The 21,394-nt window shown below is 68.1% G+C and carries 22 protein-coding genes and 1 tRNA gene; 4 read left to right on the plus strand and 19 right to left on the minus strand.

Annotated elements, in window-relative coordinates:
* Nucleotides 1-28 precede the first annotated feature (28 nt).
* The 5 genes from ACIPRS_RS10725 to tpiA form a co-directional block, all read right to left on the minus strand.
* Nucleotides 29-583 (minus strand): NuoB/complex I 20 kDa subunit family protein, encoded by a 555-nt coding sequence (locus ACIPRS_RS10725; RefSeq protein WP_093299488.1) that lies wholly within the window; start codon nucleotides 581-583, stop codon nucleotides 29-31.
* Nucleotides 574-930 (minus strand): NADH-quinone oxidoreductase subunit A, encoded by a 357-nt coding sequence (locus ACIPRS_RS10730; RefSeq protein WP_055943822.1) that lies wholly within the window; start codon nucleotides 928-930, stop codon nucleotides 574-576. Before ACIPRS_RS10730 ends, ACIPRS_RS10725 begins: the two co-directional genes overlap by 10 nt.
* Nucleotides 931-1,239: 309 nt before the next feature.
* Nucleotides 1,240-1,324 (minus strand) — tRNA-Leu (locus ACIPRS_RS10735).
* Nucleotides 1,325-1,373: 49 nt separating this feature from the next.
* The gene (gene secG, locus ACIPRS_RS10740; RefSeq protein ID WP_192201418.1) at nucleotides 1,374-1,811 is read right to left on the minus strand and encodes a preprotein translocase subunit SecG; all 438 of its coding nucleotides are present in this window, start codon (nucleotides 1,809-1,811) and stop codon (nucleotides 1,374-1,376) included.
* A gap of 68 nt (nucleotides 1,812-1,879) precedes the next feature.
* Nucleotides 1,880-2,638, minus strand: a complete 759-nt coding sequence (gene tpiA, locus ACIPRS_RS10745) for a triose-phosphate isomerase (protein ID WP_446538544.1) — start codon at nucleotides 2,636-2,638, stop codon at nucleotides 1,880-1,882.
* A 113-nt stretch (nucleotides 2,639-2,751) separates the two neighbouring features.
* Between tpiA and ACIPRS_RS10750 the strand changes: the two genes are divergently transcribed.
* Complete coding sequence (locus ACIPRS_RS10750; protein WP_337731015.1) at nucleotides 2,752-3,564, plus strand: SDR family NAD(P)-dependent oxidoreductase; 813 nt, start codon at nucleotides 2,752-2,754, stop codon at nucleotides 3,562-3,564.
* Nucleotides 3,565-3,649: 85 nt separating this feature from the next.
* On the opposite strand, the gene ACIPRS_RS10755 is transcribed toward ACIPRS_RS10750, so the two are convergent.
* The 5 genes from ACIPRS_RS10755 to trpB all read right to left on the minus strand — a co-directional run bounded on the left by ACIPRS_RS10755 (nucleotide 3,650) and on the right by trpB (nucleotide 9,100).
* Complete coding sequence (locus ACIPRS_RS10755) at nucleotides 3,650-4,588, minus strand: isopenicillin N synthase family dioxygenase (RefSeq protein WP_446538545.1); 939 nt, start codon at nucleotides 4,586-4,588, stop codon at nucleotides 3,650-3,652.
* Between the two features lie 76 nt (nucleotides 4,589-4,664).
* Complete coding sequence (gene glmM, locus ACIPRS_RS10760; RefSeq protein WP_446538546.1) at nucleotides 4,665-6,014, minus strand: phosphoglucosamine mutase; 1,350 nt, start codon at nucleotides 6,012-6,014, stop codon at nucleotides 4,665-4,667.
* A complete protein-coding gene (gene accD, locus ACIPRS_RS10765) occupies nucleotides 6,011-6,904 on the minus strand; it encodes an acetyl-CoA carboxylase, carboxyltransferase subunit beta (protein WP_446538547.1) in 894 nt (297 codons plus the stop codon). The genes glmM and accD overlap by 4 nt, the downstream gene beginning before the upstream one ends.
* An 87-nt stretch (nucleotides 6,905-6,991) precedes the next feature.
* Nucleotides 6,992-7,789 carry a tryptophan synthase subunit alpha gene (trpA, locus tag ACIPRS_RS10770; RefSeq protein WP_446538548.1) on the minus strand — a complete coding sequence of 266 codons (798 nt, stop codon included), beginning with the start codon at nucleotides 7,787-7,789 and terminating at the stop codon, nucleotides 6,992-6,994.
* 99 nt (nucleotides 7,790-7,888) lie between these two features.
* Nucleotides 7,889-9,100: a tryptophan synthase subunit beta gene (trpB, locus tag ACIPRS_RS10775; protein ID WP_446538790.1), complete on the minus strand. Its 1,212-nt coding sequence runs from the start codon at nucleotides 9,098-9,100 to the stop codon at nucleotides 7,889-7,891.
* 97 nt (nucleotides 9,101-9,197) lie between these two features.
* On the opposite strand from trpB, the gene ACIPRS_RS10780 reads away from it, so the two are divergent.
* Nucleotides 9,198-10,079 (plus strand): LysR family transcriptional regulator, encoded by an 882-nt coding sequence (locus ACIPRS_RS10780; protein ID WP_446538549.1) that lies wholly within the window; start codon nucleotides 9,198-9,200, stop codon nucleotides 10,077-10,079.
* Nucleotides 10,080-10,082: 3 nt separating this feature from the next.
* On the opposite strand, the gene ACIPRS_RS10785 is transcribed toward ACIPRS_RS10780, so the two are convergent.
* From ACIPRS_RS10785 to prmB, 7 genes are all read right to left on the minus strand, one after another.
* The gene (locus ACIPRS_RS10785) at nucleotides 10,083-10,721 is read right to left on the minus strand and encodes a phosphoribosylanthranilate isomerase (RefSeq protein WP_446538550.1); all 639 of its coding nucleotides are present in this window, start codon (nucleotides 10,719-10,721) and stop codon (nucleotides 10,083-10,085) included.
* A gap of 121 nt (nucleotides 10,722-10,842) precedes the next feature.
* Nucleotides 10,843-11,661, minus strand: coding sequence for a tRNA pseudouridine(38-40) synthase TruA (gene truA / locus ACIPRS_RS10790; protein WP_446538551.1), 819 nt, complete (start codon nucleotides 11,659-11,661; stop codon nucleotides 10,843-10,845).
* 15 nt (nucleotides 11,662-11,676) lie between these two features.
* Nucleotides 11,677-13,386, minus strand: coding sequence for a FimV/HubP family polar landmark protein (locus ACIPRS_RS10795; protein WP_446538552.1), 1,710 nt, complete (start codon nucleotides 13,384-13,386; stop codon nucleotides 11,677-11,679).
* Nucleotides 13,387-13,424: 38 nt separating this feature from the next.
* Nucleotides 13,425-14,450, minus strand: coding sequence for an aspartate-semialdehyde dehydrogenase (locus ACIPRS_RS10800; RefSeq protein WP_446538553.1), 1,026 nt, complete (start codon nucleotides 14,448-14,450; stop codon nucleotides 13,425-13,427).
* Between the two features lie 76 nt (nucleotides 14,451-14,526).
* Nucleotides 14,527-15,567: a 2-hydroxyacid dehydrogenase gene (locus ACIPRS_RS10805; RefSeq protein ID WP_446538554.1), complete on the minus strand. Its 1,041-nt coding sequence runs from the start codon at nucleotides 15,565-15,567 to the stop codon at nucleotides 14,527-14,529.
* Complete coding sequence (aroC, locus tag ACIPRS_RS10810) at nucleotides 15,560-16,663, minus strand: chorismate synthase (protein WP_446538555.1); 1,104 nt, start codon at nucleotides 16,661-16,663, stop codon at nucleotides 15,560-15,562. The genes ACIPRS_RS10805 and aroC overlap by 8 nt, the downstream gene beginning before the upstream one ends.
* A 137-nt stretch (nucleotides 16,664-16,800) precedes the next feature.
* Nucleotides 16,801-17,730: a 50S ribosomal protein L3 N(5)-glutamine methyltransferase gene (prmB, locus tag ACIPRS_RS10815; protein WP_446538556.1), complete on the minus strand. Its 930-nt coding sequence runs from the start codon at nucleotides 17,728-17,730 to the stop codon at nucleotides 16,801-16,803.
* Nucleotides 17,731-17,868: 138 nt separating this feature from the next.
* Between prmB and ACIPRS_RS10820 the strand changes: the two genes are divergently transcribed.
* Nucleotides 17,869-18,522, plus strand: coding sequence for an SCO family protein (locus ACIPRS_RS10820; RefSeq protein WP_446538557.1), 654 nt, complete (start codon nucleotides 17,869-17,871; stop codon nucleotides 18,520-18,522).
* Entirely contained in the window at nucleotides 18,519-19,364 is an 846-nt protein-coding gene (gene asd, locus ACIPRS_RS10825) for an archaetidylserine decarboxylase (RefSeq protein ID WP_446538558.1), read from the plus strand. The genes ACIPRS_RS10820 and asd overlap by 4 nt, the downstream gene beginning before the upstream one ends.
* Before the next feature lie 113 nt (nucleotides 19,365-19,477).
* Here asd and ACIPRS_RS10830 read toward each other — a convergent pair whose 3' ends face one another.
* Together ACIPRS_RS10830 and ACIPRS_RS10835 are read right to left on the minus strand one after the other, a co-directional pair.
* A complete protein-coding gene (locus ACIPRS_RS10830) occupies nucleotides 19,478-20,707 on the minus strand; it encodes a M50 family metallopeptidase (RefSeq protein ID WP_446538559.1) in 1,230 nt (409 codons plus the stop codon).
* A complete protein-coding gene (locus ACIPRS_RS10835) occupies nucleotides 20,704-21,387 on the minus strand; it encodes a lysoplasmalogenase (RefSeq protein ID WP_446538560.1) in 684 nt (227 codons plus the stop codon). The genes ACIPRS_RS10830 and ACIPRS_RS10835 overlap by 4 nt, the downstream gene beginning before the upstream one ends.
* Nucleotides 21,388-21,394 lie beyond the last annotated feature (7 nt).

The following is a 21,394-nucleotide window of genomic DNA, read 5'->3' on the forward strand; positions in this document are numbered from 1 at the left end:
TGAAGGGGGATGTCGGGGGAAGCAGGAATCAGCGTGCGATGGTCTGCGTGCGCCAGATCTTCTTCTGCAACTGGAGGATGCCGTACACCAGCGCCTCGGCCGTGGGCGGGCAACCGGGTACGTAAACGTCCACCGGCACGATGCGGTCGCAACCGCGCACGACGGAGTACGAGTAGTGGTAGTAGCCGCCGCCATTGGCGCAGCTGCCCATCGAGATCACCCACTTCGGCTCGGGCATCTGGTCGTAGACCTTGCGCAGCGCGGGGGCCATCTTGTTGACCAGCGTGCCCGCCACGATCATCACGTCGGACTGGCGCGGCGACGGGCGGAACACCACGCCATAGCGATCCAGGTCCAGGCGCGACGTGCCGGCGTGCATCATCTCCACCGCACAGCACGCCAGGCCGAATGTCATCGGCCACATCGAACCGGTGCGCGCCCAGTTCATCAGCGCATCGACGCTGGTGGTGACGTAGCCCTTTTCCAGCAGCGGGTTGTCGCCTTCGGGGCGCAGGATGTCGTCCACCCGCCCTTCCGGGATCGGGTTGTTCATCAGACGGTCGACGGTCTGGATCACTCCCATTCGAGCGCTCCCTTCTTCCAAACGTAAATGAAGCCGAGGAACAGCATGCCCACGAACAGGCCCATCGTGACGAGTGCACGCGGGCCCAGCTCCTGGAACACCAGCGTCCACGGAACAATGAAGATGATTTCCAGATCGAACACGATGAACTGGATGGCGATCAGGTAATAGCGCACGTCGAACTTCATGCGCGCGTCTTCGAAAGCCTCGAAGCCGCATTCGTACGGGGACAGCTTCTGCGCGTCCGGACGACGCGGCCCCAGGAAGCGACCGGCCACCATCAGCGCGATGCCGATGCCGGTGGCGACGATCAGGAACAACAGGGTGGGCAGGTAGTTGGCCAGCACTCGCTTGTCTCTTCTTGTCCTATCCGCCGGCGCGCATGACTGCGGCTCGGCATGAATGGGGCTTGCATCGCCCGCCCGGCCACGGTGTGCGCCGCGACCGACCCTTTGGCGATGCCGCCCGGGCCCACCTTCCGCGAGAGCCCTTCCGCAACACGTACCGGGCGCCCGATGAATCGCCGGGATTGTAACGGTTCGTGAACTCGCTAGTAAACGATTACCCGCGCATATCGCGCTTGTCGACAAAAGAAAAAACCCGCCGGATGGCGGGTTTTTCGTTGCGGGAACGACATTCATGCCGACCCACTGTATTGGTGCCCAAGAGGGGACTCGAACCCCTACGACTTTCGTCGCTACCACCTCAAGGTAGTGCGTCTACCAATTCCGCCACCTGGGCAATCAAACCTTTGCGCAGCGCTTCGCGCACCCCGCCATTGTAGCCGGGCTCAGCCGCCCTGCGGCGGTGTCGCCGGCGCCTGTTCGCCTGCGGGCACTGCATCCTGCGGTGCGGCAGGCACGGTGCCGGCCGGCGCGGGAGCCTGCTGGATCGGCGTGCTGGGCACGGTCGACGGCTTCGGCAGTTCGCCCGCGGGAGCAGCGGGTGCCGCCGGCAGCTGCGACATCACGCCGAGATTCTGCTGCGTGGTCGGACGCGCGCTGTGCGTGGCGTACCACGCCATGAACAGACTGATCCCGAAGAACACGATGGCAAGCCACTTGGTGCTCTTGGACAGGAAGTTGGACGCGCCGCGCGCGCCGAACACCGTGCCTGAAGCGCCCCCGCCGAAGCCGGAACCGGCCTGGGCACCCGAGCCACGCTGCATCAGCACCAGCGCGATGATGGCGATGGCCACCAGCACGTAAACCACATTCAGGATCAACATCCACTGCATCGGAATCAGTCTCAACCGGTTGAGTCGTCCGGCCCGCGAGGGTCCGGTCTTGCCAGGGGCTACCCCCGACCGGCCGCCGCCTGCGCGATGGCCAGGAAATCCCGGGCGACCAGTGAAGCACCGCCCACCAGCCCTCCATCGACATCGGGCTGCGAAAACAGTTCCGCGGCGTTGTCGGGCTTCACGCTGCCTCCGTACAGGAGGGTCAGCGAATCGGCGATTCTAGCATCGCGTGCGGCCACTTCGCCACGGATGAAGGCATGGACGGCCTGCGCCTGCTCCGGCGTGGCGGTCAGGCCGGTGCCGATGGCCCAGACGGGCTCGTAGGAGATCACCGCATCGGCGAAGGCCTGCGGTCCGGCAAGGTCGAACACGGCTTCCAGCTGCTTGAGGATCCGGAACTCGGTCTGGCCGTCCTTGCGCTGCTGCTCGGTCTCGCCCACGCAGAGCACGGGGATCAGGCCGGCGTGCTTGGCCGCGACGAACTTGCGCGCCACGAACTCGCTGCTCTCGTTGTGGTACTGGCGGCGCTCTGAATGACCCACCAGGCCGTACCGCGCGCCCACGTCGACCAGCATGGAGGCCGACACCTCGCCGGTGTATGCGCCCTTCTCGTTGCTGCTGACGTCCTGCGCGCCGAACGCGATACCCCGGTGACCGTAGTCTTCGATCAGCTCACCCAGGTAGGGCAATGGCGGCAGGACCAGCAGGTCCACGCCGTCCAGCGGGAGGCCGGCGACCAACTCGTCCATCAGCGCGGTGGCGAAACCGCGATTGCCGTGGAGCTTCCAGTTCCCAGCCACGAGCTTGCGGCGCATAAGACCAATTCCTGTCCAGTTCGGGGCCGCGCAGTCTAGCGGATGTTTGCCGTCGCACCTACCCGCCACGTTATCGTGCTTGCCGACCCGCCCCTCCCGATCAGGATCCGCCCATGCCAGATGCCTCCCCTGCCCTGTCCCCCGGCTATGCACTGGTCACCGGCGCCTCCAGCGGCATCGGCGAGCAGATTGCGCGCGAATATGCCCGCCGTGGCGTCCCGCTGGTGTTGACGGCCCGGCGTGCGGAACGGCTGCAGGCGCTGGCGGAGGAGCTACAGGCGCAGGTGCCCGTGGAAGTGGTGGCCGCCGACCTGGCCGACCCTGCGGCGCCTGCCGCGCTGGCCAGCGAACTGGAGCAGCGCGGGGTGAGGGTCCGCATCCTGGTCAACAACGCCGGGTATGGCCTGCCGGGACGCTATCGCAGCAGCGACTGGTCCGATCACGCGGCATTCCTGCAGGTGATGGTGACCGCAGTCTGCGAACTGACGTGGCGCCTGCTGCCGTCGATCCGGGCCTCCGGCGAGGGCCGCATCCTCAATGTCGCCTCGTTCGCCGCCCTGATGCCGGCCGCCGACGGGCAGACGCTGTATGCGCCGGCCAAGAGCTTCCTGGTGAAGTTCAGCGAAGCGCTGGCGCTGGAGAATGCCGAGCGCGGCGTCAAGGTGACCGCATTGTGCCCGGGCTTCACCTATTCCGAGTTCCACGATGTCACCGGCACCCGCGCACGCATGCGCGTGTCACCGACGATGTGGCTGCAAGCGGCCGACGTGGCGCGGGCCGGCATCGACGGCAATGAACGTGGCGCGGTACTGGTGGTGCCGGGATGGCGCTACCGGTTGCTGCACGCGATCGCGAAGCTCCTGCCGCACCGGTGGGCGATGGGGCTGATGGCGCGCAACTCCCGCAAGGTGCGACCGCTGGACTGAGCGACCAGCCCAAGGCGCTCGCAGGGCGCCTGGCGATCTGCGGGAGCGGGCCATCCCCGCGACGCTTCGTGCCTGCGCGGCGCCCCTACTTGAGCTTGATCTCGCGCAGGCGCTCTTCCAGATAACCCTGTGCCGTGATCGGCTCGGGATAGCGCTTCGGATTGTCCGGCGTGACCGTGGACGGCAACACGTCGATCAGGAAGTCCGGATTCGGGTGCAGGAAGAACGGTACCGAATAGCGCGGCTGGCGGGCCTGTTCGCCCGGCGGATTGGTCACGCGGTGCGTGGTCGACGGGTACACGTGGTTGGTCAGGCGCTGCAGCATGTCGCCGATGTTGACCACGATGGTGTCGGCGTCGGAGGTGAACGGCACCCACTCGCCCTGCTTCGACTTCACTTCCAGGCCCGCGGCGCTGGCACCCACCAGCAGCGTGATCAGGTTGATGTCCTCGTGCGCGCCGGCACGCACGTTCGGGATGTCGTCGGCGGTGATCGGCGGATAGTGGATGGGGCGCAGGATCGAGTTGCCGGAATCCGTCTTGTCGGCGAAGTAGGTTTCCGGCAGGCCGATGTGCAACGCCAGCGCCGACAGCACGCGCGAACCCAACTGGTCCAGCGCCTGGTACAGGCCATAGCCGTGCTCACGGAAGCCGGGCACTTCGTCCGGCCACAGGTTCGGCGGCATGACGTCGCGGTACTTCGAATCGTCGGGAATCTCGCGACCGATGTGCCAGAACTCCTTGAGGTCGAAATGCTTGGAGTCCTTCGCGGTCTCCACGCCGAACGGCGTGTAGCCGCGCGCACCGCCACCGCCCGCCACGTGATACTGCTTCTTTGCCTCGTCGGGCAGTGCGAAGAAACGCTTGAACACGTCGTAGGCCGCATCGATCTGCGCCTGCGGGATGCCATGGTTGCGGATGCCGGCAAACCCCCATTCGCGGTAGGCCGCGCCCAACTCGGCCACGAAGGCCTCGCGGTCGGTGTCGAAACGGGTGATGTCCAGGGTGGGGATGCGGGCACTCATGCGGTTCTGCTCCAACAGGTGTGTTGCGCGGGAACGCCATTGAAGCGTTCCCGCGCCAGGTGTTCATTGATCAGGCTCAAGCGGCGGCGGCAGCCCGCACGGCCTCGGCCAGGGTTTCCAGCGTGTCCTTCACCAGCGCGTCGTCATCGGCCTCGACCGTCACGCGCACCACCGGCTCGGTGCCGGAAGGGCGCAGGAATGCCCGGCCGCGGCCCGACACCGCCGCCTGCGCCTGCGCGAGCGCGGCCTGCACACTCGCGGCCTCGGTGGGTTTGGCGCCGTTGGCCAGCTTCACGTTGATGGTCTTCTGCGGCAGCATCGCGAGGCCATCGAGCGCATCACGCAGCGAGACCTTGCGACGCCTCAGGGCTTCCAGCACCTGCAGCGCGGCGATGATGGCGTCGCCGGTGGTGGTGCGGTCCAGGCACAGCAGATGGCCTGACGCTTCACCGCCGAGAACCGCATTGCCTTCCACCAGTGCCTGGTGCACGTAGCGGTCGCCGACCTTGGTGCGGACGAAGGGAATCTCGAGCTTGGCCAGCGCGCGTTCCAGGCCGTAGTTGGTCATCAGCGTACCGACCACCGGGCCACGCAACCGCCCGCTCGCCTGCCAGTCACGCGCCAGCAGATAGATCAGCTGGTCGCCGTCGACCGGCGTGCCCTGCCCGTCGGCCATCAGCACCCGATCGCCGTCGCCATCGAAGGCGATACCCAGATGGGCACCGGACTCGCGCACCTTCGCAGCCAGGCTGTCGATGTGCATGGAGCCCACGCCGTCGTTGATGTTGACACCGTTCGGCTCGGCACCGATGGTGATGACGTCGGCACCCAGTTCGCGGAACAGCAGCGGTGCGATGTGGTACGTCGCGCCATGCGCACAGTCCAGCACCAGCTTCAGTCCCTTCAGGTCGAAACGGCGCGGCACGCTGGCCTTGCAGAATTCCATGTAGCGACCGACCGCATCACGGGTGCGGATCGCCTTGCCGAGTTTCTCGGATTCGGCGGTGAAGAACGGCGCATCCAGCGCGGCTTCGATGGCCAATTCGGTGGCGTCATCCAGCTTCTCGCCTTCGGCCGAGAAGAACTTGATGCCGTTGTCGTAGTGCGGGTTGTGCGACGCGCTGATCACGATGCCGGCGTCGGCACCGAGCGTGCGGGTCAGGAAGGCGACCGCAGGCGTGGGCATCGGGCCCATCAACTGCACGTCGGCACCGGCGGCGACCAGGCCGGCTTCCAGCGCCGCTTCGAACATGTAGCCTGAAATGCGCGTGTCCTTGCCGATCACCACCACCGGACGCGCATCGCCGGCGTTCTGGCACAGCACGCGGCCCAGCGCGTTGCCCAGGCGCAGCACGAAGTCGGCGGAGATCGGGCTGGTGCCCACGCGGCCACGGATGCCATCGGTGCCGAAATATTTGCGGCTCATGCGGTCACCAGGTCGCTTTGTTCGGGCTTGGGCTGTCGCATCATCAACGCCAGCAGGTCGGCCAGGCGGTCACGGAGCTCGCGGCGGTCGCAGATCTGGTCGATGGCGCCGTGCGCCACCAGGAACTCCGAGCGCTGGAAACCCTCCGGCAACGTCTCGCGCACGGTCTGCTCGATCACGCGCGGGCCGGCGAAGCCGATCAGCGCTTCGGGCTCGGCCAGGTTGATGTCGCCCAGCATGGCGAAGCTGGCCGACACGCCACCCGTGGTGGGGTGCGTCATCACCGAGATGTACGGCAGGCCGGCCTCGCGAAGGCGGCCGAGCGCGGCGGAGGTCTTGGCCATCTGCATCAGCGAGAACAGGCTTTCCTGCATGCGCGCGCCGCCGCTGGCGGAGAAGCACACGAACGGCGACCCGATCTCCAGCGCCTTCTCCGCGCCCAGCGAGAAGCGTTCGCCCACCACCGAGCCCATCGAGCCACCCATGTAGGCGAAGTCGAAGGAACTGGCGACGAGGTCGCGGCCCTTGAGCGTGCCCTGCAGGGTGATCAGGGCGTCGCGCTCGCCGGTGCTCTTCTGCGCGGCCTTGATGCGGTCGGCGTACTTCTTCTGGTCCTTGAACTTCAGCACGTCGATCGGGCCGAGCGCGGCGCCGATTTCACGGGTGCTGCCCGGATCGAACAGCGCCGCCAGGCGGGCGCGGGCGCGGATCGGCATATGGAAGCTGCACTTCGGGCAGACCTCGAGGTTCTCTTCCAGCTCCGGGCGGTACAGCACCGCGCCGCAGCGGTCGCATTTTTCCCACAGGCCCTCGGGGACGCTGCGTTTGCTCTTGCCTGCGTTGCCTTCGGTGCGGATGCCCGACGGCATCAGTTTGCTGAGCCAGCTCATGCGTGGTCTTGCTGCCTGCCCCGGGAGGGGCCTGATGGATTAGCGCGGCAGTTTAGCTCAGTCGTCCATGCACAGCCGTACGGTGCTTCAGCCGTCCATTGCCGCGCGCAGCGGGGCCAGGAAGGCAGAGGCCCGGGCCGGTGCGTCCGCGCCCGCTTCGGCCAACGCCGCGACCAGCGCGCTGCCGACCACCACGCCGTCTGCATCGGCAGCCATCGCGGCTGCACTGGCCGCGTCCTTGATGCCGAAGCCGGCCACCACCGGCACACGGGAGTCCACCCGCAGCTGCTTCAGGCGCCCGCCCGCCGCGCCGATGTCCAGGCGGTCGGACGCGCCCGTGACGCCGGCAAAGCTGACGTAATACAGGTAGCCCTGCGCGGTATCGCACAGCATCCGCAGGCGTTCCGGCGAGGTGGTCGGCGACGCCAGTGCGATCAGTGCCAGGCCATGCTCGTCGAAGATGGCGCGCGTCTCGCCGGCTTCTTCCGGCGGCAGGTCGACCAGCAGCACGCCATCCACGCCGGCGGCGACGGCCTCCCGCGCGAAACGCGCCGGGCCATGGATCTCGACCGGATTCAGGTAGCCCATCAGCACGATGGGCGTGGCATCGTCCTGCTGGCGGAACACCTCCACCGCCTCCAGCACGTAGCGCAGGCCGGCCCCACGCGCCAGCGCGCGCTCCGAGCTGCGCTGGATGACCGGACCGTCGGCCATCGGGTCGGAGAACGGCACGCCCAGCTCGATCACGTCGGCACCGGCAGCCACCAGCGCATGCATCACCGGCACGGTCGATTCCAGCGAGGGGTCGCCAGCGGTGATGAAGGGCACCAGGGCCTTGCGGTTGGCGACCTTCAACTCGGCGAATTTGTGTTCGAAACGGGACATGACGTGCTCACGGTGCTGGATGGGTCGGCCGTTGCAGAGGGGCTTCAGCCCCGACCGCTTTCGGAATGCACGGTCGGGGCTGAAGCCCCTCCTGCAGGGTTACAGGGTGATGCCTTCGCGCGCCGCGATGGTGTGTACGTCCTTGTCGCCGCGGCCGGACAGGTTGCACAGCACCAGCTGGTCCTTCGGCAGATCGCGTGCCAGCTTGATCGCCTGCGCGACGGCGTGGCTGGATTCCAGCGCAGGCAGGATGCCCTCGGTGCGGGTCAGGCGATGGAACGCGGCGAGCGCTTCATCGTCGGTGACACCGACGTACTCCGCGCGCCCGCTGTCCTTCAGGAAGGCGTGCTCCGGCCCGACGCCCGGGTAATCCAGGCCTGCCGAGATCGAATGGGTTTCGATGATCTGCCCGTCGTCGTCGCAGATCACGTAGGTGCGGTTGCCATGCAGCACGCCGATGCGGCCCGCCGACAGCGACGACGCGTGGCGCCCGGTTTCGATGCCGTCGCCAGCCGCTTCCGCACCGACGATGCGCACGCCCGAATCGTTGAGGAAGGCATGGAACAGGCCGATCGCATTGCTGCCGCCGCCCACGCAGGCGGTGATCGCGCCCGGCAGGCGGCCGTAGTCGGCCAGCATCTGCACCCTCGCCTCGCGGCCGACGACCGCATTGAAGTCGCGCACCATGCGCGGATACGGGTCCGGGCCGGCGACGGTGCCGATGATGTAGAACGTGTCGTGCACGTTGGTCACCCAGTCGCGCATCGCCTCGTTCAACGCGTCCTTGAGCGTGGCCGAGCCGCTGGTCACCGGCACCACGGTCGCGCCGAGCAGCTTCATCCGGTAGACGTTGATCTTCTGGCGCTCGATGTCGGTCGCGCCCATGTACACCACGCATTCCAGGCCCAGACGGGTGGCGACGGTGGCGCTGGCCACGCCGTGCTGGCCGGCACCGGTCTCGGCGATGATCCGCTTCTTGCCCATCCGGCTGGCCAGCAGGGCCTGGCCGATGGTGTTGTTGATCTTGTGCGCGCCGGTGTGGTTCAGGTCTTCGCGCTTGAGCAGGATCTGCGCGCCGCCCACTTCCCGGCTCAGGCGCTCGGCGTGGTAGATCGGGCTGGGGCGGCCGACGTAGTGCTTGAGGTCCTTGTCGAAGGCGGCGATGAAGGCCGGATCGATCCGCGCGGCGTCATAGGCGGCCGCCAGCTCCTGCAGCGGCCCCATCAGGGTCTCGGCGACGAAGCGGCCTCCGTGGCGACCGAAATGGCCGGCGGCATCAGGGTAAGCGTGGTAGTCGGCGGGAGCAGGCATGGGCGGCAAGGCAGTCTTCACGGGCTGTCACTCTAGCGCACAGGTCATCAACGGAAAAACGATGAAATATCATCGATCCGTGACTTAAACTCACGCAATGTCACGTTCCCTGCCACCCCTCAACGCCCTGCGAGCCTTCGAGGTCGCCGCCCGCCTGGGCAGCCTCAGCCGGGCGGCCGGCGAACTGCATGTCACCCACGGCGCGATCAGTCGCCATATCCGCACACTGGAGGACGCGCTGGGCCGGCCGCTGTTCGTCCGTGAAGGGCGAGGCCTCGCGCTGACTGCCGATGGGCAGCGCCTGCGCGACCTGGCCGGCGACGCATTCACCAGCCTGCAGGCCGGCTGGGGCGCGTTGCAGCGCGAACGAAGGCCGGCCGCGTTGGTGCTGGGCTGTCCCGGCAGCCTGCTTGCGCGCTGGGTGATCCCCCGGCTGGAACGGCTGGCGACCGACCTGCCGGACCTGACGCTGCACCTGTCCGCACAGGAAGGCGGGATCGATCTGGCCACGGCCGGCCTGGACGCGGCCCTGCTGCTGGGCGAGGCGCCATGGCCTTCGGCATGGCAGGTGCGGACGCTGGCGCCCGAACAGATCGGTCCCGTGCTCAGCCCCCACCACGCGCGCTTCGCGGCGCTGCGTGATGCTCTGCCATCGGCATTGCGGGACGAGCCCCTCCTGCATACCGTTTCGCGACCGCAGGCGTGGCCGCACTGGTTCGCCACCCGGCAACTGCCGGACGCGCCGCGCCTAGGCACCGGCTTCGACCACCTCACCTATCTGCTGGAGGCCGCCATCGCGGGCCTGGGCGTCGCTATCGCGCCACGCGAACTGGTGCAGTCCGATCTCGACAGCGGCCGCCTGGTGGCGCCCTGGGGGTTCGTCGACACCGGGGGCGAGTGGGCGCTGTGCAGCGCTCGCGGCAATCCTGATCCCCGCATCGCAGCGCTGGCCGACTGGCTGCGCGCGGAACTCGCCTAGCGCCTACGGCGAAGGCCGGGCGTCCGCCACGCGCACTGCGTCGACGAAGCGCCGCATCCTGTCGGCGTCCTTGATACCCGGGCTCGCTTCGATGCCGCTGGACACATCCACGCCCCAGGGACGTGCCGTGCGCAACGCCAGCCCCACGTTCTCCGGCGACAGGCCACCCGCCAGCAGGAACGGCTTGTCGGTGGCGACCGGCATGCGCCGCCAGTCGAAGCGCTGGCCACTGCCGCCCTGCTCCCCCGCGGCATGACCGTCGAACAGGAATCCCTGCGCGCCGGGAAACGCCGCGAGGGTCGCGAAAGCGCCATCGCCCTGCCCGCCCATCGCGATCGCCTTCCAGAAAGGCAGACCAAACGACACGGCGAAGGCATCGTCCTCGGCACCATGGAACTGCAACACATCCGGTTGCAGCGACTCGACGATCTGCTCCACTTCACCCCGTGGGTTGTCCATCACCAGGGCAACGACCGCGATCTCGTCAGGCACCAGCTCGCGCAGCATGCGCGCCTGGCCCAGCAGCAGGTGGCGCGGGCTGCGTGGCGCGAACACCAGCCCCAGGTAGTCCACGCCCAGTTCGATGGCGAGGCGGACATCCTCGGCGCGGGTGAGGCCACAGAACTTGATGCGGGTATGCATGGTGGGCGCAGGCGATCAGGCGAGGGAGAAGCGTAGCCGCTTTCGGCAGGCCCCGTGGGGGCACGCCCGGGTACGGCGCTTTCCGCGATCCGGTACACCAGCGTCGCGCGGAAGGGCACTGCTACAGCGTGATGGCGGAGCTGCCCGGTACGTCCTGCAACGTCACTTCCGCAGGCATCTTCCACTGGGGCGGATACAGCGGACTGACGAAGACCAGCCCATCCGGAGGCGCCGTCGGGCCGGCCACCGTGCGGTCGCGCCCGGCCAGCAGTTCGGCGATCCAGCCTTCGGGCCGTTCGCCGCGCCCCACCACCAGCAAGGAGCCGACGATGTTGCGCACCATGTGGTGCAGGAAGGCATTGGCCTGTACCTCGACCACGACACGCTCGCCATGGCGCGTGACCGAAATCGCATGCAGGTTGCGCATCGCATGCGGGGACTGGCAGTGGACGGTGCGGAACGCGCTGAAGTCGTTTTCACCCAGCAGCACCTGCGCGGCACGATGCATCGCGCCGTCGTCCAGCGGCGTCCGTTCCCAGCTGAGGTACTGGCGCTCCAGCGCGGGGCGCGCCAACCGGTTCACGAGCGTATAGCGGTAGCGGCGCGCGCGTGCGGAAAAACGTGCGTGGAAGTCCTCCGCCACCGGCTGGCACCAGCGCACACACACCGCAGGCGGAAGCCGCGCCGTCGTGCCGAGCAGCCAGCCTCGGGGGTCGCGCGCGGCATCGCTGTCGAAATGCACCACCTGGCATTGCGCATGCACGCCCGCGTCGGTGCGGCCGGCGCAGATGGTGTTCACCTGGGCATTGGCCACCGACGACAGCGCGCCCTCCAGCGCCGCCTGGATGGTGGTGGTGTCGTCCGGCGTGCCGGACTTGCTCAGCCGCTGCCAGCCCAGGAATCCGCCGCCGTCGTATTCGACGCCCAGCGCGTAACGCATCAGCGCATCACCCGGTCATCCGATCTCGCGCAGCAACTGCAGCGCTTCATCGCGGGCGGCGGTGTCGCCACCGGCGGCGACTTCGTTCAACAGGTCGCGCGCCGTGACCACATCGCCCAGGTCCAGGTAGGCCACCGCCAGTTCCAGCCGCTCGCGGCCCACGGGTGCCGGGGCAGGCGTCGCGACGGCGGCGGGCGCACCGCCGGAATGCCACGTGGGACCGGCCGCGACCGGTGCCGGCTTCGCCGCCGGCCTGGACGGCGCAGCCGCCGGCACGATCACGGGTTGCAGCGTCGGGCTGGGCGCGGGGTCCTCCACCGGAGCCGTCGGCATTCCCGCCGCGAGTTCGGCGGCGCGGCTGACGGCCGGTGTCTCGCCGAACACGCCGCTGCGCGGTGCCGGCGCTGGCGACAGACGCTTGCGACGCTGTGCGAAGCCCCATGCCAGCGCGCCTGCGAACAGCAGGCCGAAGCCCGCCCACGCCCACACCGGTACGCCGCCATCACTGCCATTACTCTGCGCCAACCGCTGCTGGGCGGCGGCGAGATCGCTGTCCTTCATGGCCAGCAGTTTTTCCTGCTGTGCCTTGAGTTTCTCCAGATCCGCGACCTGCGAACGCAGTTCCTGCACTTCCGCTTCGCGCGCGGCCAGGTCTTCCTTCGATTGCTGCAACTGCTCGTTCGCCAACATCTCGCCCTCACCACCGGCGTTGAGGCCGGACTGCGTTCCAGAACCCGACGTGCCCGTCGCCGCGGGCGCAATTTCCAGGCGTGCTTCCGCCACCTGGGGTGCGGGCGACGCAGACGCCGGAGCAGGCGCCATCGGTTCGACCACGGCCGCAGGCTGCGGGATCGGCGCGCGCGCGCGCCGCCACTCGGCGATCTGGCTGCGCACCAGCGCCGCCGCTTCGCTTTCCAGGATCGTCTGTGCCTCGGCCGTTTCTGGCACGCGCAGCACCGCGCCCTGCTTGAGCAGGTTGACGTTGCCATTGATGAAGGCGTCGGGATTGGCGCGCAGCAGTGCCACCATCGCCTGGTCCAGGGTGTAGCCCTGCTCGCGCGCCAGTGGCGCCGCGATCTGCGACAGCGATTGGCCCTTGCGCACCGGCGCCAGCGTGTCGCCCGGGGAAACCTGCGGCGCGGGTGCGGCGGTGGCCACGGGCACCGGCGCCTCGGGAGCCGGTTGCGCCACGGGTGGAGGTTCCGGCGTCGCCACGACGACCGGCTCGACCGCTCGGCTGATGGTGTCCGAGGGCGCCGCCAGAGGCGCGTCGATCACCGGCTGCTCGGCAGCCGCCAGCGTTCCTGGCGCACTCACGAGCGCGGAGTATTCGCGTACCAGCCGGCCCTGTCCCCAATCGACCTCGATCAGGAAGTTGACTGCCGGCACATCGACCGGCGTGCGGCTGGTGACGCGGACCACGGGGCGCCCCGCATCATCCAGCGCGACGGTGAAATCCAGTTCATTGACCAGGCCCTGTGGCCGCGGCAGGCCCACGCGCTCGAATGTCACCGGCGACGCCAGGCGCGCGCTCAGCTGTTCCAGCTCGCCGGGCTCGCTGGAAATGATCGGAATCTCGGCCAGCAGAGGCTGTCCGGGCTGCGATTTGACCTTGATCTCCCCCAGGCCGAGCGCGAGGGCCACGTTGCTCAGCAACGCGAGCCCCAGCCCGATCATGCCGGCCAGCAGGAGTCTTGCCGCCCGAGGTCTGTGCTTCGGTTTCACGGCCCTTCCCCATGTTTCCCGGCCACGACTATAGCCGCTCAGCCGTTTTTCGCCACCAGTTCCGCCACCTGCACGGCATTCAGGGCCGCGCCCTTGCGGATGTTGTCGGACACGATCCACAGGTTCAGCCCGCGCGGATGCGAGATGTCCTCGCGGATGCGGCCCACGTAGACGGCGTCGGTGCCGGAGGCGTGGGTGACGGGCGTGGGATAGCCGCCAGGCGCGCGGTCATCGACGACTTCGATGCCCGGGGCGGCTTCCAGCAGCGCGCGCGCCTCGGCGGCGGTGATCTTGTCGCGGGTCTCGATGGCCACGGCTTCGGAGTGCCCGTAGAACACCGGCACACGCACCGCCGTGGGATTCACCTGGATGCTGTCGTCGCCGAGGATCTTGCGCGTCTCCCACACCAGCTTCATCTCCTCCTTGGTGAAGCCGTTGTCGAGGAAATCATCGATATGCGGGATCAGGTTGAAGGCGATCTGCACCGGGAAGCGCTGCGGATCCGGGTCCTGGAAGTTGAGCAGCGCGCCGGTCTGGCGGCCAAGCTCTTCCAGCGCGGAACGGCCAGCACCGGACACCGACTGATAGGTCGCCACGTTGATGCGCTCGATCCCGTACTTGCGATGGATCGGGGCCAGTGCCACCAGCATCTGCATGGTCGAGCAGTTCGGGTTGGCGATGATGCCGCGCGGGCGGTTCTGCACCTGCTCCGGATTCACCTCGCTGACGACCAGCGGGATGTCGGCGTCGTAGCGGAACGCCGAGGAGTTGTCGATGACGACGGCGCCTGCCGCAGCGAACTTCGGCGCGAACTCCTTGGAAATGCCGCCGCCTGCGGAGAATAGCGCGATGTCGATGCCGGCGGGATCGAAGGTGGCCAGGTCCTGCACGGTGATTTTCTCGCCGTTGAACTCGACGGTGCTGCCGGCGGAGCGCTCGGAGGCCAGTGCGACGAGCTTGCCGACGGGGAAGTTGCGTTCGGCCAGGATGGACAACATGGTTTCGCCGACGGCGCCGGTGGCGCCCACGACGGCGACGTTGAAGGTTCGGTTCTGGTTGCTCATGGATGGGTTTTCGCGAAGAAGGGAATGAAGACAGCAGACACGTGTTGGCTGTGTTCGGGGAACCTGCGGGCGTGCCTCAGGCTCCCTGTCGTTTGGCGATAATGGTTTTGGTGGTGCCGGCAATGGCCAGCGCATCCGGATTGACCGGCGTCGGCGGATTGCCCGCATCCGGGCCTTCACCGAGCGCGGCGATCAGGTTGTCCACCGCCAGCGAGACCATCGCGCGTCGCGTGGCCAGGCTGGCGCTGGCGATGTGCGGGGTCAGCACCACGTTGCGCAGCGCCAGCAGCTCCGGGCGCACGGCCGGTTCGCCTTCGTAGACATCCAGCCCTGCAGCGGCCAGCCGGCCGCTGGCCAGCGCGTCGGCCAGTGCCACCTCATCGACGATGCCGCCGCGCGCGATGTTCACCAGCGTGGCCGTCGGCTTCATCTTCGCCAGCGCCGACGCGTCGACCAGATGGTGTGCCTGCGGCGAGTACGGCAACACCAGCATCACGTGGTCGGCCCGTGCGAGCAGGTCGTCGAAGCCGGCGTAGGCCGCGCCACACTCCTGCTCGATCGCCTGCGGCAGGCGACTGCGGTTGTGGTACAGCACGCGCATGTCGAAGCCACGCGCGCGCCGTGCGATGCCCTGCCCGATGCGACCCATGCCCACGATGCCCAGTGTGCTGCCATGCAGGTCGGCGCCAAGCAGCGTACCGAACGACCACTGCTGCCACTGCCCGTCACGCAGCCAGCGCTCGGCCTCGGTAATGCGTCGCGCGGTCGCCATCAGCAGCGCGAAACCGAAGTCGGCGGTGGTCTCGGTCAACACCTCCGGGGTATTGGTCGCGACGATGCCCGCCCGTGTCAGCGCATCGATGTCAAGGTTGTTGTAGCCCACGCCGACGTTGGCGATGGCGCGCAATTGCGGCGCATCGGCGATTTCCCGGAGACCGATGCGTTCGTTCAGCGTCACCAGCGCACCCGCGCTGTCACGCAATGCCGCGGTGATGGCCTGCGGCGTGTATTCGGTGACTTCCGCCGTCGAACGCACGTCGAAGTGCGCGGCAAGCCGTCCGACGATGTCGTCGAACAGCGGCTGCGACACCCAGACACGCGGCCGCAGCTCAGCCATCGACGCTGCCGGGAACGTGCGGCGGCACGTCACCCACGTCGCCGCATTGCGCGCGGTGGCGCAGCGCCTGGTCCATCAGCACCAGCGCCATCATCGCCTCGGCGATCGGCGTGGCGCGGATGCCGACGCACGGGTCATGGCGGCCGGTGGTCATGACGTCCACCGTGTTGCCGTCCACGTCCACCGTGGCACCCGGCAAGCGCAGGCTGGAGGTGGGCTTCAACACGATGGAGGCGGTGACCTGTTGGCCGGTCGATATGCCGCCGAGAATGCCGCCCGCATGGTTGGACAGGAAGCCCGCCGGCGTCATCAGATCTCGATGCTCGGTGCCCTTCTGGGTGACCGCCGCGAAGCCGTCACCGATCTCCACGCCCTTCACGGCGTTGATGCTCATCAATGCGGCCGCCAGGTCGCCGTCGAGCTTGCCGTAGATCGGCTCGCCCCAGCCGGCCGGCACGCCATCGGCAACGACATTGACGCGTGCGCCGATGGAATCGCCCGACTTGCGCAGCGCGTCCATGTAGGTTTCCAGCGCCGGCACCTGCGCGGCATGCGGCCAGAAGAACGGATTGTCTTCCACCGCGCTCCAGTCGAAACCGTCGGGGGTGATCGGCCCGAGTTGCGACAGGTAACCGCGCACCATCACGCCGTACCGCTGCAGCAGCCACTTCTTCGCGATCACGCCGGCGGCCACGCGCATGGTGGTTTCGCGCGCGGACGAGCGCCCGCCGCCACGCGGGTCGCGGATGCCGTACTTCTGCCAGTAGGTGTAGTCGGCATGGCCGGGACGGAACTGCCGCGCGATGTCCGCGTAGTCCTTGCTGCGCTGGTCGGTGTTGCGGATCAGCAGCGCGATCGGCGTACCGGTGGTGCGGCCTTCGTAGACGCCGCTGAGGATCTCGACCTCATCGGCCTCGCGGCGCGCGGAGGTGTGCCGCGACTTGCCGGTGGCGCGGCGCTCCAGGTCGTGGCGGAATTCCTCCGGCGCAATCTCGAGCCCCGGCGGGCAGCCGTCGACCACGCAGCCGATCGCCGGCCCGTGCGATTCGCCGAACGTGGTGACCGTGAGGAGTTTTCCGAAACTGTTGCTGCTCAAGCGCCGCTCCGCTGTGGAACCATCCGTGCCGGGCGTCGAAGCATCGCACGCCGGCCGCCCTATTGTGCAGTGCGCCAACGCCGGCCGCGACGGTTGCAGGCGCAACCGCTGCGCGCGCAGCGCGGGGTCCCGGCGCGTTATTTTCGCGTGGCGGCGAGCGCGGTGATGCGCGCGTTGTGGCGGATCAGCTCCGCGCATTCGACGGCGAAGATGCCCATCTGCCCCACCTTGAATTCGATCCAGGCGAACTCGACGTCGGGCAGCAGCTTCACCAGCGCACGCTCGGACTCGCCCACTTCGCAGATCAGCAGGCCGTCCTGGCTGAGGTGCAGCGGCGCATCGCGCAGGATCTTCAGCACCAGGTCCAGGCCGTCGTCGCCTGCCCGCAGGCCGAGTTCCGGCTCGTAGGAGTATTCCTTCGGCAGCGCGTCGGTCTCGTCGTTGGTGACATAAGGCGGATTGGTGACGATCAGGTCGTAGTGGCGGCCGGTCAGGCCGCCGAACAGGTCGGACTTGATGAAGTGCACGTTGTCGGCATGCAGGCGCGCCTTGTTCTCGGCCGACAGCGCAAGCGCGTCGTCGCTGATGTCGACGCCGTCGACCTGCCAGTCCGGGTTGTAGTGGCCCATCGCGATGGCGATGCAGCCCGAGCCCGTGCACAGGTCCAGCGCGCGGTTCACTTCGCGGCCGCCCAGCCAGGGCTCGAAGCCCGATTCGATCAGCTCGGCGATCGGTGAACGCGGCACCAGTGCGCGCGCATCGCTCTTGAAGCTCAGGCCCGCGAACCAGGCTTCGCCGGTCAGGTAGGCCACCGGAACGCGCTCATCCACGCGGCGCTCGAACAGCCCCAGGATCTTCGCTTTCTCCGCCGTCGTCAGCCGTGCCTGGCCATAGGCCGGGCCGAGATCGGGTGGCAGGTGCAGGGTGTGCAGCACCAGGTGCGAGGCTTCGTCCAGCGCATTGTCGTAGCTGTGGCCGAAGGTCAGGCCGGCGGCGTTGAAACGGCTGGCGCCGTAGCGGATCAGGTCGATGATCGTATGCAGTTCTGCGGCGACGTCGGCGGTCATGGCAAGGCTTGTGAAGACGCCGGGACGGCGAAGGCCGCCGATTATAGGGGCTGCCCCGGTATCATGGCGGCCTTCATGCCGCGCCCATGCGGCTCCGGCCCGCCGGCCGTGCCCTCCTCCTCGTGGGAATCCCACTGCATGTTCAACAAGAAGATCGGCCTCATCCTCGTCCTGGCGCTCGCCGCCGGCCTGGGCCTGCTGGCCGCACAGAAGTTCTTCGGCCCCGTCACGCCCGCCACGCAATGGCCGGCCACGCAGACGGTGACCCTGTTCCCGCAGGCGCGCCCGCTGCCACCCTTTTCGCTGCGCCAGTCCGACGGCACCCAGCTGGCCGACGGCGAGCTGAAAGGCCATTGGACGCTGGTATTCCTGGGCTTCACCTTCTGCCCGGATGTCTGCCCGACCACGCTGGCCGAACTGGCCCAGGCCCAGGCCCAGTGGAAGGACCTGCCCGACTCCACCCGCCCGCGCGTGCTGTTCGTCTCCGTGGACCCGGAACGCGACACGCCCACCCGCATCGGCGAGTACGCGCATGCCTTCCATCCCGACACGATGGCCGCGACGGCGGATGTCCCGACGCTGGAGAACTTCGCCAAGTCGCTGGGCTTCGTCTTCATGAAAGTGCCCGGTGACGGGTTCGAGCAGAACCCGAACGACTACAGCATGGACCACTCCTCCGCGATCGGCGTGCTGGACCAGCAGGGACGCCTGGCCGGCCTGATCCGCCCGCCGTTCCAGCCGAAGGCGATCGCCGCGGACATGCGTGCGCTGACCGAGGCGTCGGCGAAATGAGCCTGCTGACCTCGCTGACCTACGTCCTGCCGCACCGCCTGCTGTCGTCGCTGGCGCGCCGACTGGCGTATTCGACGTCGCCCGGCACCAAGCAGTGGCTGATCGACACGGTGACGCGGAAGTTCAACGTCGACCTGGGCGAAGCCGCCGAGCCCGATCCCAAGGCGTATCCCAGCTTCAACGCCTTCTTCACCCGCGCGCTGAAGCCCGGTGCGCGCGTCGCCGACGCCGATCCGCGCGCGCTGCTGATGCCGGCCGACGGCCATATCAGCCAGTGCGGTCCCATCGAGGACGGCCGCATCTTCCAGGCCAAGGGCCAGTCGTTCACCGCCGCCGAACTGCTCGGCGATGCGGCGGCCGCGGAACCGTTCCGCAACGGTCTGTTCGCCACCGTCTACCTGTCGCCGCGCGACTACCACCGTGTGCACATGCCGTGGACAGGCACGCTGCGCGAGACGGTGCATGTCCCCGGCCGTCTCTTCAGCGTGGGCACCGATGCGGTGGCCAACGTGCCGCGCCTGTTCGCGCGCAACGAGCGCCTGGTCTGCCACTTCGACACCGATTTCGGTCCGATGGTGTCGGTGATGGTCGGCGCGCTGCTGGTCTCCGGCGTGGAGACGGTGTGGAGCGGCGAAGAGATTCCCGCCTATGGCAGCGCGATCACGCGCAAGGACTACCGCGGCAAGGGCGTCACGCTGGAGCGCTTCGCCGAGATGGCGCGGTTCAATTACGGCTCGACCGTCATCGTGCTGCTGCCCCCAGGCGTGGCCGGACTCGCGCCGGAACTGAAGGCCGAATCCCCTGTTCGCCTGGGCCAGGCCCTCGCCCGACTCGGCAGGTAGCGGACGGATTCTGGCGCGTTGCGATGCGTTTCTCGCCTCGACGCCTCACTCCAGCGAGGCGCGGATCCAGGGTGATCGTGCTGCCGCCAGGTGTGGTGACGCTGCGCCGGCGCTCACATCGGCATCGTTGGTACGGCTGGGCCAGCGATTGACGATGCGGCACTGATCCGCGGAACGGGGTCGCCGGGTGACGGATCGAGCAAGGCCTCGATATGAGCGACGATCCGGCCTTCGCTTTCGTGCAGCGCGAGATCGAGGCTGGACTGCGCCGCCACGCGCGCCCGGACCGAATGTGCCGCGCAACCCGCGCGATTCCCGTCCAGCGCGCACGCGAGGGCGGCGAACCGGTGTGGCAAGTGTGGCGCACGCCAGCGCATTTCGCGCCCCAGCGGCAAGGCGAGCAGCGCACGCGCGTCACGCTGGATCACGGCGCGGGAGAACGCTGACTCGACTTGCAGCCAGGCGAGGATCCATTTGAAGCCCGACTGCTCCTCAGGGGGAACTTGGGCCATCACGTCCGTGGTAGTCCTGTCGATCTCATCGACGACCGTCCAGTCGCCGACGTTCTGCGATGCCTTCAGGCGTGTCCACGCGACCAGCAGTACGCCTCCCGGGCCAAGCGACTCGATCTGGCGTAGCAGCGGACCGGGCACCCGCTCCGCGGTGACGCCCCACACCGACAAGGAGGTGAGCGTCAGCACGCTGACCTCACGCGCCCCCTCCGACCACACGTGCCGCCACTGCAGCCACTGCCAACCGTCGCTGACATGGTGTCGTCCCCGGAAGGGAACAAGGTTGGCAAGGAAGCCCCCCAGATTGATCATCAGGAAGGCGGTCGCGTAGTCCGACCAGGGCGAGGCTCCCCACACCGCGGGAGGCAGGCTCGCCAGGGCCGCCACGAGATTGGCCAGAGGTCCGCCCGCCATCAGCCAGAGCATGGCGGGCTTCAGCGGCCGTGACGGATCGGGAACCGAATTGACCAAGCCCCCCACGCCTTTGGGTGGCGACGCCAGCCGCCAGCGCAGTCCCCGGCTCAACGGCATGATGTTCAGCAACCCGATGTGCATCTCTATCACGCGCATGCCGTGCCAGCGTGCCGCCAATGCATGGCCAGCCTCGTGGATCGCGATGGCTGGCAGGACCATCACCAGGCACGTGAACACGGGGAGCGGATGCGAATTCGGCAACGCGCCAGCCGCGGTGAGTAGCGCTGCGATCCCGACCACCCACGCCAACGCTCGCATGACGCCGTTGAACCCGCGCCCTCCGATCCAGCGCGGCAATCCGTCCGACCATAGGCGCGACGGCACGCGAACTTCGGCTTCCACTTCTTCCTTGATCATGATCTTTCCCGGGCCGATACCGGCTCTTCGCCGACCGAGCGCGCGATGCACCACTGCGCGATCCAGTACGTCGTCAATACCCACAGGCTTGCGCCCTGCAGCGGCGCACTGAACCTGTCCAGCGCCAGCAGTGCATCCGAGCATACGAAAAATGCACCGCCGATCGCGGCGATGCGCGCGGCGTTGCCCCCGCGCTCCCGCCAGACACTGGCCGCCAGCGCCGCCATGCCAGCCAGCGCGACGACATAGACGATCACCGGCGCCTTCAGTTCACTGGGCAACCCCGGCCACAACCACGCCAACACCAGCGACGCGACGACGGCATACGCGAGCAGCGGCCAGCGCACGCGCCACCACCCGCCCCGCTTCCTCAGCGCGACCAGGTAGGCGGTATGCGCCAGCAGGAAGCTCCCCAGGCCGAACACGAAACCGTCGAAAGGCAACATCAGGAACACATCGCCCAGCGTGGACAGCAGCAGGCCGATTACGATCGGGCGCCGGTAGCCTGCGGGTCCGGCCGGCGACAGACGCAGGGCCATCGCCAGGATCAGCAGCGTCGTCAGCGGCTTGAAGACGTAGTGCAGCCCGCGCAGGCCGGCGACTTCCGCGCCGACGATCGCCAGCGCTGCACTGGCGACGATCGCGGTGGTCCGGAGGTATCGGTTGCCGTCCGTGGCCATCGTTCGT

The sequence above is a fragment of the Pseudoxanthomonas sp. LARHCG66 genome, from assembly GCF_052871755.1.

Coding starts and splice junctions, on each gene's coding strand:
- ACIPRS_RS10725 (WP_093299488.1), bottom strand. CDS start 583: ATGGGAGTGATCCAGACCGTCGACCGTCTGATGAACAACCCGATCCCG.
- secG (WP_192201418.1), bottom strand. CDS start 1,811: ATGTTGATCCTGAATGTGGTTTACGTGCTGGTGGCCATCGCCATCATC.
- tpiA (WP_446538544.1), bottom strand. CDS start 2,638: ATGCGCCGCAAGCTCGTGGCTGGGAACTGGAAGCTCCACGGCAATCGC.
- ACIPRS_RS10750 (WP_337731015.1), top strand. CDS start 2,752: ATGCCAGATGCCTCCCCTGCCCTGTCCCCCGGCTATGCACTGGTCACC.
- ACIPRS_RS10755 (WP_446538545.1), bottom strand. CDS start 4,588: ATGAGTGCCCGCATCCCCACCCTGGACATCACCCGTTTCGACACCGAC.
- glmM (WP_446538546.1), bottom strand. CDS start 6,014: ATGAGCCGCAAATATTTCGGCACCGATGGCATCCGTGGCCGCGTGGGC.
- accD (WP_446538547.1), bottom strand. CDS start 6,904: ATGAGCTGGCTCAGCAAACTGATGCCGTCGGGCATCCGCACCGAAGGC.
- trpA (WP_446538548.1), bottom strand. CDS start 7,789: ATGTCCCGTTTCGAACACAAATTCGCCGAGTTGAAGGTCGCCAACCGC.
- trpB (WP_446538790.1), bottom strand. CDS start 9,100: ATGCCTGCTCCCGCCGACTACCACGCTTACCCTGATGCCGCCGGCCAT.
- ACIPRS_RS10780 (WP_446538549.1), top strand. CDS start 9,198: ATGTCACGTTCCCTGCCACCCCTCAACGCCCTGCGAGCCTTCGAGGTC.
- ACIPRS_RS10785 (WP_446538550.1), bottom strand. CDS start 10,721: ATGCATACCCGCATCAAGTTCTGTGGCCTCACCCGCGCCGAGGATGTC.
- truA (WP_446538551.1), bottom strand. CDS start 11,661: ATGCGTTACGCGCTGGGCGTCGAATACGACGGCGGCGGATTCCTGGGC.
- ACIPRS_RS10800 (WP_446538553.1), bottom strand. CDS start 14,450: ATGAGCAACCAGAACCGAACCTTCAACGTCGCCGTCGTGGGCGCCACC.
- ACIPRS_RS10805 (WP_446538554.1), bottom strand. CDS start 15,567: ATGGCTGAGCTGCGGCCGCGTGTCTGGGTGTCGCAGCCGCTGTTCGAC.
- prmB (WP_446538556.1), bottom strand. CDS start 17,730: ATGACCGCCGACGTCGCCGCAGAACTGCATACGATCATCGACCTGATC.
- ACIPRS_RS10820 (WP_446538557.1), top strand. CDS start 17,869: ATGTTCAACAAGAAGATCGGCCTCATCCTCGTCCTGGCGCTCGCCGCC.
- asd (WP_446538558.1), top strand. CDS start 18,519: ATGAGCCTGCTGACCTCGCTGACCTACGTCCTGCCGCACCGCCTGCTG.
- ACIPRS_RS10830 (WP_446538559.1), bottom strand. CDS start 20,707: ATGATCAAGGAAGAAGTGGAAGCCGAAGTTCGCGTGCCGTCGCGCCTA.
- ACIPRS_RS10835 (WP_446538560.1), bottom strand. CDS start 21,387: ATGGCCACGGACGGCAACCGATACCTCCGGACCACCGCGATCGTCGCC.